Consider the following 8,954-nt stretch of genomic DNA (forward strand, 5'->3'; position numbering starts at 1 on the left):
AAGTTTACAATTGCTGGTGTAGATTATGCGGCAGGTACAACAGCCACCATACCAAATGTTGGAACGGTTGTAGTTAATGCAGATGGTACATACACGTTTACACCGTTTGCTAATTACAACGGCACGGTACCAACAATTACGGTAACTATTACTGATGGTACTGCAATAGCTACTGCTCCGTTAAATATTACAGTAACAGCAGTTAATGATGCCCCAGTAGCTGTAGCGGATACTAAAACAGTTGCAGAAAATACACCAGCAACTGGTAATGTATTAACCAACGATACTGATGTTGATGGTAATACATTAAGTGTAACTAAGTTCACAATAGGAGGTGTTGATTATACTGCAGGCACAACAGCCACCATTCCAAATGTTGGAACGGTAGTCATAAATGCAGATGGCTCATATACGTTTACACCGTTTGCTAATTACAACGGCACGGTACCAACAATTACAGTAACCATTACTGATGGCACTGCAACAGCAACTGCTCCGCTAAATATTACAGTATTAAAAGATTCTGATAAAGATGGTATTCCTGATGACATTGATTTAGATGATGATAATGATGGAATTTTAGATACAGTAGAAAATGCAGCATGTACACCTGCTTCAATAACATGTGATACAGATGGTGATGGAATTCCAAACAATTTAGATTTAGATAGTGATGGTGATGGATTATATGACGTTTTAGAATCGGGAGGTTTAGATGCCAATGGCGATGGTAAAGTTGATGGTGGCGTAGATGAAAGTGGAATTCCATTAGCAGCAAAAGGTGGATTAACGCCTCCAGATACAGACGGTGATGGTAAGCAAAATCCATACGATTTAGACAGTGATGGGGATGGCATTCCAGATTCAGTTGAAAAAGGCCCAGATGGCACAAAGCCATCGGATACCGATGGTGACGGTAAACCAGATTATTTAGATTTAGATTCAGATAACGACGGTATTCCTGATTCAGTTGAAAAAGGTCCAGATGGTACAAAGCCATTGGATACCGATGGTGACGGTAAACCAGATTATCTAGATTTAGATTCAGACAACGATGGCATACCAGATAGCGTAGAAAAGGGTCCAAACGGCGCTACTCCTTTAGATACTGACGGCGATGGCATTCCTGATTATCGTGATTTGGATTCAGATAATGACGGAATTCCTGACAGCGTAGAAAAAGGTTCAAACGGGAACAAACCAGTAGATACCGATGGCGATGGCATTCCAGATTATCGTGATTTAGATTCGGATGGTGATGGCGCTAGTGATGCCGATGAAGTTAAGGATCAAACCAATCCATTGGATGCTTGCTCATTTAAATTAAGTAGCCAAAAACTTCAACCAAGTGCCTCATGGAATGCAGCTGATTGTGATGGCGATGGAGTGAGTAATGGAACTGAGCGATTAGATGGAACCAATGTATTAGATGGCTGCGATTTTAAAGTTTCTAGTAGATCTCTTCAGCCAAGTGCTGCATGGAAGGCAGCCGACTGTGATGGTGATGGACTCACAAATGAAAAAGATGGTATAGAAGATTGTAATCTAGATGGCATTCCAAATTTCAAAGATCCGAAAACTTGCCAGGTAGATATTTTATTGCCAAAAGTGTTTACGCCAAATGGCGACGGTATAAATGATGTGATTAAACCAATTCTACTTGGAATCAAGCAATTTGTTTGTTTCAAAGTATATAACCGTTGGGGGAATCTAATTTTTGAAACTACAGATCCAAATACGGCTTGGGATGGAAATTATCGTACCCAAGGCCAAGCTACTGAAACGTTTCAATGGCTATCAGAAGGTTATGATGCAAAAGGAATTCTAATTAAGCGTATGGGCTTGGTAACCTTATTAAGATAATGATGGAGATGCAAGGTAAAAAACGTCAATTAAAAATGATGCACAATCAATTATTAAAGGTGCTAGGCATAAGTATGCTAATGATCATTTTGGGTATAACCAATCTTCAATCGCAAGATTTACATTATGCGCGAATACAAGATTTATCGATGTGGTATAATCCTTCGTTAAAGATGGACAAAGAAAATGCAGTTCGGTTGAATCATCGTGATGTTCGTTATCAAGGCGTCATGGGCTATCGCAGTAATGCTGGGATGTTAGATGTATTGATTAAAACTGATGGAGAGAGCTATCTGAGTAATTCAGCATTTACAAATTTTACCATGGGCGTAGCCCTCGATGAATCGAATCAGAATATCTTGAACAGTTCAAATATAGTATTAGGCTTATCTCATGCCATTCCTCTAAATGGGTATAACCAATACCTGGCGGTAAGTATCCAAGGAAGTTATTCCAATAGTCGTTTAGATTTAAGTCAGGCAAGTTTCCCTGATCAATTTGATCAAAATGGCCCAATTGGAGGGGCAATGACACAAGATCCTTTGGCAAATGGAAACCCCTTAAATTGGTTTAGTTCTCATCTGGGTATATCCCTATTTCAAGAAACTGAATTGGAATCCTGGAAATTTGGATTTTCAGTTAGGGATGTATTGAGGCCTTTAATTAACCGAGGCTCAGGCGATAATTTCCGTTTAAGTCCAACCATTGGTTTTCAAGGTGGTTATGAGTTTGAGCGAAATCGTATTCGATATGGTTTGTTTGGGATAGCCAATTTTAAGGCACTTGCTAATGAGCAGTTGTTATCATTGAGTGCCAGCCAGCAGTTTAACAATGCTAATCTAAAGGCTTTTGGCTTGGGAATGGCCTATCGGGTTAGAGATGCATTAATTCCATACGTAGACTTGAAGTTACGCAATACCACCATAGCCTTGCATTATGAGGTAAATGTATCTGGGTTAAGAGCAGGTGGTTACCAGCGCAATGCATTTGAGCTGAGCTTGGGCCATCGTTTTAATAGAAGAAAAAAATAACCAATCGTATAAGCACAAAAAGCCAGTTAAAAGCTAATAAGATAAATTAGATCATTGATCATGAGATACCTGAGACACTATGCCTATATCATCTTGCTGCTGAGCCCAATAAGCTTGTTGGCGCAGGCTCCAACTAAAAAGCTTCCCTTGTTTGATACCTTTAAATTGGGTATTCGTTATGGAGTGCAAGAGTTTTCTGCATTGAACAGACGATTGGGTAATACCTGTAATTGCCAGGAAGGTACAGCTATTAAAGAGCGTTCTATTCAGAATATAAGTTTTTCAACCTTAGAGCCATTGAATGAAAACTGGGCTTTGGGTTTTGATTTTGGTGGTGCTTACGGCAAAGTAATGAATGATCAAAAGCAGTATAAAAGCAATGGTCTTTTCTTGACTCGCTTTGAAACTTTTTATCATTTATTTGGACCCGAAGAGCGATTAAGACCCTATTTGACAGGAGGCGTTCAGTTTTTACTTCAATACAATAAATCGGCAGCTTATTGGAGCCTTCCTCTTGGTGCTGGCATTCGTTTTAATTTAGATAAAGGAGGCTTTATACATCTTCAAACAGCATATGATGAAGGGTATTCAAAAAAAATAGCCAGCAATTTGATTACCAATATTGGTTTTCATGTACCGGCATTTAATCGTAAACGACCAAAAGATATTCCTAGCAGTTATTTATATAATCCGCTTGCAAAATCGGATAGTTTAAATGCAAAAAAAGAACGTTTAGCCGCAAATGCGCTATCTAGTGAAAAGATTAAAGCTGCAGCCGAACTATTAAAATTCAATAATCCGGCGCCAAGTAATAAACTGAGCCGAATTGTTTATTATGAAAAAAATCGGGTTAGATTTATTAATGAAACTGCACAAAGTGATTTAGCTAGTTTAACTACTCACTTAAATCAAAACGCATCTTCCATTGTTAAATTAATAGGCTTCCGCCCTCATCCTCGAAGAAAGGTGAAAATGATTTATCGTTATTTTGTTAATCAGGGTATTGCAACCGATCGTATCCAAGTAAGCTATTACCGTAAAGGTTTAACTAGTACAAGTAGCTCAACCAATAAGCGAAGAGTAGAGATTATAGTTGAGTAGAAAATAGCCTACTATTCATACCGTATTCACTAGTACATTTTAGAGGTAATAAAATAAGCTTTGGATTAGGTTAAAATTTAATGGAATCAGAACCATTCATTAAGCCAAGCTTATCTTAAGCTATAGCGTTGAAAAATATCTTTTTATACTAATAGGGCTTATTCGACGTGCTAAAAAGTTTGAATCAGAATCTATTAAAAAATAGATGGGGGTACTAAAGGCGTCATATAATTCACGTAATTTAGAATCTTTAGGCAAGTTTACATGAGCATAATTAGTATTTAGCTGGTGCGTTCTAATGAATTTATTCCAATCCTCATTGTTAGAGTCGGGATCATTGCAAATAGCAAACCTACCAATACGTTTATTGAATTGCTTTTCTAAAGTTGCAATAGTCTGTTCCATAATCGGTATTTCTTTTTGGCAATGGTCACAACTTGGTGCGTAAAAAATGATTACCGTAAAGTCATATTTTTTTGCAAATTCATGTAAATTTTGAGTGTTTTTTAGCGTGTCTGGTAAAATAATATTTGGAGCTTTGAGGTTAGAATTCTGCATTTTTAGTTTATCAAGCTCTTTCTTATAAGAACTCACACTATTTTTATCTAAAAATTTACAAGGAGAATTTATTCCATATTTTTCAACTACATACACATAAGATTTTCCATTGTTTAAAATTGCTCTATTGGATACAATTTTTGATGAGTAATCAAAAATGAACGGATAGGCTTTTTCTTCACAATTTGCTAAAGTCAATACTTGATCCATAGCTTTCATTAAAGAATCAGATACCAATGGAAATGAGGAATAATATTCATAAAGAACTTCTTTCAATACTGGAGTAAAAAGAATTTTCTTTGAATTCAAATCAAACTTCTTTAAAAAGGAGGCTCTGCCTGCAAAATTTTTACGATCGGGAATCCACTCATCAAGCTGGTTGAGCGTTTTAAAGTAAACATGCAATACATTGTTTGCGGGAATTGATAGCAATGCTTTTTTTCTAAAATCTGAAAGCGCTTTGGTTTTTTCAGCAAAAAACTCTGCCCGCTGTTTAAAACTATATTTCTTTTGCAGTTGAAGCTCTTTTGCATATGCCGAGTCTAGCCAGTTATAGCTTTGTTCAAGTCTTTGGTAATCAAAGAATACATTGTTTCTAACTTTATTGGATTTTACACTAGCCAAATAGTCTTTTCCGGATATATTAATGGCTATTGTATCTTTATTTTCGAGTGCGAAATAAATCTTTGTTTTAGAAACGGGGAAGTATAAATAATAGAGCCCTCCTATAATTGCTGTTTTTGAAGAGGAATTGAATTGTTTTTTCGCAAAATCTAGGGTGTCTTTAGCTAAATAATTTTTATCGTCAAATAATACGCCTCTAATTTGAACGGAAGTTTCGGTTATATTGCTAACGTTTAATTTAATTTGGTACTGCGCAAATAGCTTAACATTGATAGTTAATAGAAAAATAAATAGCAGCAGTTTTAGGGTGTTGGTTTTGTAATTTCTCTTCAATTTTCGATTAATTAATCCATAGCTAAAATAACAGTTATCCTATACAATTAGTATATAATTGGGAATAAAATCTATTTTTTTTTATGCTCGTTTATCATTATTTTAGTGAGCATGAGTTTTCTTTTTACTATTATTTAATCGTGGTTTTTTTTAAAAAAATTGACTTATGATTAGTAATTACTTCTGCACTATAAAGCATCAAATTTGGTGTAAAAACTTTTTAATCAATATCTAATTGTAACTAAAATGAAGCATTTCTTACTATTAATTTCAATAATTTTCATAGCACCCTTTTATAGTTTTTGCCAACCTAGCCCTAATGTAAAAATAGGCACTCAGATATGGCAATCAAAGAACTTAGATGTAACGGTATTTAGTAATGGAGACAGAATCTTTGAGGCAAAGTCAATAAAAGATTGGAATGATGCTTTCTCTAGTAAACAGCCAGCCTGGTGCTATTATAATTTCAATGCAGAAAATGGAAAAAAATATGGGAAACTATACAATATGTATGCAGTAATGGATTCAAGGGGATTGGCTCCAATTGGGTATCATATCCCGTCTGAAAATGAATGGGATATTTTAGAAAAATTTATAGGTTCCGAAAATGCAGGTAAAAAATTGAAAAGTACCTACGGGTGGAGTTCTAGTAAAAGGTGGATGCCGGGCAAAGTGAAATGCACCAATTGTGCGCCTTGGAGTGCGGATTTTCATAAAAAATTTGGTTGTTTAGTTTGTTTTGGCCACAAAACTGTAAATAGTGATTTTGCAAAGCAGGTTATATTTTCAGGCAATGGAAGTGATATTTTCCATTTCCAAGCTTTGCCGTCTGGCCAATTAAGAACTAACGAATTTCATGAGCTTGGCAAAATCGGTGTTTGGTGGAGCGTATCAGATCCTAATAAAAAAATTGGCTCCTTTAAGGTTAGCTCCGATTTTGAATTTTTATATAATAATGATTATTGGACATCTTCTTATCCGCAAACATATTCAACTTATTATGGCAATTCTGTTAGATGTATCAAAGACGACTTAAAATCAGCCTCAAACAAAATGCAGACATTCTCAAAGGGAACTGTAGGTTCAGAACAGAATTCTAATATAAATAATAATATACCAGCTATAAATCCCAATAGAGCCAATAGCTCGCAAATTAATGTATCAATAAGTGGTTGGCCAACATGTGTTCAAAATACGAGACAAAAATTTATTTTTATTGTAACAGACAAAAATGATATCCCCGTTACCTATTTTAAAGAATTAGCCGGTGCAGATGATTATTTAGCCAAGAATGAAAATAAAGGGTATGAAGTTAAGAAAGAGGCATGCATATTTTATTTTGAAGATTGCGATTTAGATCCACAAGGCCCTTTTAGCTGTGAAATGTACTTAAGAAAAAACGGCACGTTTATTTCAAGCGGCGATTATAAAGTTGGTAAATGGAAATGTAACGAGAGAAATAGGGTACAATATTATGATATAAGACTAGAATAGTTTGTTATTCAGATTTATTAAATGGTCGCTCTGGTTTATTACTAATTCAAAGTTGCTTTTAATTAAGACATTGCTATTTGACATTGTAATAAAAGCTTTGCCTGTGCGTCATACCCTAATTAATGATTGATGAATGTGGGTGTTGAAGTGCTTAAGCGATACCCTGATTTTAACCAAGCCGAGCGCCTAAATTTTTGATAAGGGTTAATTCCTAGTAGACCAGGACATGTTTTTTATAATTTAATTGCAATTATCGTTCAACAACAACTTCGTTGTAAGGAACTCTAAACCTTGGCCCCCAAACGCCTGCATCTGTTCCTTTGCCAACAGCAATAATCATATTAATTTCTGCACCGGCTGGTAATTGTAAAGCTTTTTTTACGCGAACGGCATCAAAGCCTTCCATTGGGCAAGATTCAAAACCTTCTGCGGCAATAGACAGCATAAATGTTTGGGCAGCAAGGGCGCAAGATTTATGCACAGTAACGCGCTGATCTGCATCACCACCAAAACGCATAAATGGTTTTTGAAGGCCCATAAAAAAGCAGATTAATCTTCTAATTAAAGCAAAGAGTCCAACTATATCCGAGCGGTAGGCGAGTGGCATTAATTTACCATAATAGTCGAGTCCTCTTTTTTGTGCGGTATTGGGTTCGCCAGAAATACCTTCTTTAATTTTAGTATAATTCCAAGCGGCTCTTTGTTTCCAAAGGTCTTTTCTGGTAACAAAAACCACCAATTGTTTGGCTGTTTTGGCCGCATTTTGGTCTAAGCAAAGTGCGGTAAATTTTTCTTTTAATGCAGGGTCTTTAATCCATTGAAATTCCCAAAGTTGCATGTTGCTGCTATTAGGAGATAATATACTGCGTTCTAAACTACGTTTAATCACATCGTCTGGCACTTCAATATTTTTATCAAATTTTCGGTTAGAACGTCTGCGTTGTATGATTTCTTCAAAACTACTGCTTAATGACATAGGTTGTTTGACTTGATGATAAAGGAATAAATTTCGTAACTAATTAGCGGTTAAAGATAGGATTGTGATACCAAAAATTTTGAGTTTTATACAATTTGTATAAACAAGAAAATGGTTAAGATGGTAGCTAATTCAATACTGTATCGGATTAAACAATCGCTGCAGCGCTTAAGTGAGTTATTTGTGGTGAAGGGTAGAGGATGAGATCGATTAGGTATTTATTTCAATATTTTTATAGTAAGGAAATAAAATCATTCTTTTTTTCGAATAAAAAAAAGAATGATTTTGTTGGATTTCTTTTTTTTTATATTTGAGAATATTAAACAAATTCTAATTAAAATTTTATGGCAAGTAAATCGTTTTTATTTATTTCCGTCTCATTAAAAATAAGAGATAAGGCTGAAAAGCTTGTGAAAAGCAACAAGTGCAGAATGGCTAAAAATATAAATGATGGCGTTGATTTTTTAGTTGTTGGGGATGATAAAATGGACGGATGGATAAAAAACAATATTTATCTGCCTGCAAAAAATATGTCTTCCATAAAGATTATTAAGTATGCTGAATTTGAAAATTTGTTTCAAAAACCGGTGGCTGAGAATAAATCTAAAACAAAAAAAGATATCAAATCTCCAACAATAAAAAAATCAGAGCTAGTTCATTGTTTATGGGATATAATCGGAGCATTTATTTATGATCATAAATATGAAATTCAAGTTTCAAAAAAAGAGGCAGAGTATTTAGAAAGTCAAGGATTAGCTGAAATTTCAAAAATTGCCAGCGATAGTAAAGCGATAGTAAAAATTAAAGTTGAAAATTTTGTTGATCAGAATTTTAAAGAAGATTTCGCCAAGCATTTTAACTCAAATAGTTTGAAAGGAGATAAGATTTACAAGACATCTGAACTTGAAAAATGGATGAATAAATGTTTCAACAACTTACATTCATTGTATAGTAGTTTTACTGTTTTGGGCGGA

7 protein-coding genes are annotated in these 8,954 nt (G+C 35.0%); 5 read left to right on the forward strand and 2 right to left on the reverse strand.

The annotated features are described in order from the left end of the window. The 3 genes from ACIQZ6_RS10535 to ACIQZ6_RS10545 form a co-directional block, all read left to right on the forward strand. On the forward strand, positions 1–1,863 hold a 1,863-nt coding region (locus ACIQZ6_RS10535; protein WP_395810868.1), incomplete at its 5' end, for a cadherin-like domain-containing protein. Between the two features lie 8 nt (positions 1,864–1,871). Continuing rightward, the gene (locus tag ACIQZ6_RS10540; protein WP_395810870.1) at positions 1,872–2,894 is read left to right on the forward strand and encodes a type IX secretion system membrane protein PorP/SprF; all 1,023 of its coding nucleotides are present in this window, start codon (positions 1,872–1,874) and stop codon (positions 2,892–2,894) included. A 60-nt stretch (positions 2,895–2,954) separates the two neighbouring features. Continuing rightward, entirely contained in the window at positions 2,955–3,995 is a 1,041-nt protein-coding gene (locus tag ACIQZ6_RS10545; protein WP_395810872.1) for a hypothetical protein, read from the forward strand. A 120-nt stretch (positions 3,996–4,115) separates the two neighbouring features. Here the strand turns inward: ACIQZ6_RS10545 and ACIQZ6_RS10550 are convergent, their stop codons facing one another. Continuing rightward, positions 4,116–5,510 carry a TlpA family protein disulfide reductase gene (locus ACIQZ6_RS10550; protein WP_395810874.1) on the reverse strand — a complete coding sequence of 465 codons (1,395 nt, stop codon included), beginning with the start codon at positions 5,508–5,510 and terminating at the stop codon, positions 4,116–4,118. A 246-nt stretch (positions 5,511–5,756) separates the two neighbouring features. On the opposite strand from ACIQZ6_RS10550, the gene ACIQZ6_RS10555 reads away from it, so the two are divergent. Next, entirely contained in the window at positions 5,757–7,004 is a 1,248-nt protein-coding gene (locus ACIQZ6_RS10555; protein WP_395810876.1) for a fibrobacter succinogenes major paralogous domain-containing protein, read from the forward strand. 250 nt (positions 7,005–7,254) lie between these two features. Here the strand turns inward: ACIQZ6_RS10555 and ACIQZ6_RS10560 are convergent, their stop codons facing one another. After that, positions 7,255–7,980, reverse strand: coding sequence for a nitroreductase family protein (locus ACIQZ6_RS10560; RefSeq protein ID WP_395810878.1), 726 nt, complete (start codon positions 7,978–7,980; stop codon positions 7,255–7,257). A gap of 344 nt (positions 7,981–8,324) precedes the next feature. Between ACIQZ6_RS10560 and ACIQZ6_RS10565 the strand changes: the two genes are divergently transcribed. Next, on the forward strand, positions 8,325–8,954 hold a 630-nt coding region (locus ACIQZ6_RS10565), incomplete at its 3' end, for a hypothetical protein (RefSeq protein WP_395810880.1).

The sequence above is a fragment of the Daejeonella sp. genome (assembly GCF_044348475.1).
GTDB lineage: Bacteria > Bacteroidota > Bacteroidia > Sphingobacteriales > Sphingobacteriaceae > Daejeonella.